The organism is Phaeobacter sp. B1627, from assembly GCF_006265095.1.
In the GTDB taxonomy this organism is placed as follows: Bacteria; Pseudomonadota; Alphaproteobacteria; order Rhodobacterales; family Rhodobacteraceae; genus Epibacterium.
Genome location: NZ_VCNK01000104.1, coordinates 1 through 1,056, shown reverse-complemented (window position 1 = coordinate 1,056; position 1,056 = coordinate 1). Strand labels below are relative to the sequence as shown.

The 1,056-nt window shown below is 60.4% G+C and carries 1 protein-coding gene; it reads left to right on the top strand.

Annotated features, from left to right (window positions below):
• Positions 1-142: 142 nt before the first annotated feature.
• A partial coding sequence (locus FGE21_RS19860) for a recombinase family protein (protein WP_139665124.1) occupies positions 143-1,056 on the top strand: 914 nt, incomplete at its 3' end.

Genomic DNA, 1,056 nt, shown 5'->3' with positions numbered 1-1,056 from the left:
GCGCCATCGCGACAAACGGAACGCGCCGACAACCGGACGTGATCCCGACAAATCCAAGCTCTATTCCTTTTTGCGCGCCCTGGCGCGGGCAGAAGCAGAGCGCGACCATAACATGGACATTCAGTAGAGAACGGACCCGCTCATGCCCCATCTCCTGCGCGCCGCCATCTACGCCCGCTATTCCACCGACCTGCAAAGTGACGCCTCTGTGGAGGATCAGATCCGCAGCTGCCAGGACCTCGCCAAGTCGCTTGGGGCCGAAGTGGTCGCCACCTACTCCGATCATGCGGTGTCCGGTGCCAGCCTCATGCGCAGCGGAATTCAGTCGCTTCTGCGAGATAACCAGGACAATCGCTTCGACGTTGTCCTCGCCGAAGGTCTGGATCGCCTGAGCCGCAACCAGGCCGACGTCGCGCGGATCTATCAGCAGCTGCTTTTCAGAGATACGCTGATCCATACACAGTCCGAAGGCGATATCTCGGAGCTTCACATCGGGCTGAAGGGCACGATGAACGCGCTGCAGCTCAAGGACATCGCCCTGAAGACCCACCGGGGTCTCAAGGGGCGCGCGCTCAAAGGCAAATCAGCGGGCGGGATCTCCTATGGCTACCGGGTCAAACAGCAATTCGACGCGACGGGCGCCCCAATCCGGGGCGATCGAGAGATCCAGCCAGTGGAGGCACAGGTCGTGATCCGGATCTTTGAGGACTATGCAAATGGCCTGTCCCCCAAAAAAATCGCCGAAGCCCTGAATGCCGAAGGCATCGCGCCACCGTCCGGCCGATATTGGGGGGCCTCTACCATCCATGGCAATCGCCAACGCGGCACCGGCATTCTCAACAATGAACTCTATAGTGGCAGGCAGGTCTGGAACCGACTGAACTACCGCAAAGACCCATCAACAGGAAAGCGGGTATCGCGACTCAACCCCGAGAGCGATTGGGTAATCACGGAGGTGCCCGCGCTGCGGATCATTGATCAGGAGCTCTGGGATCGGGTACGCACCCGCCAGGGCGCATTGAGGTTACAGAGCCCATTGGACAAGCCCTGGGATCG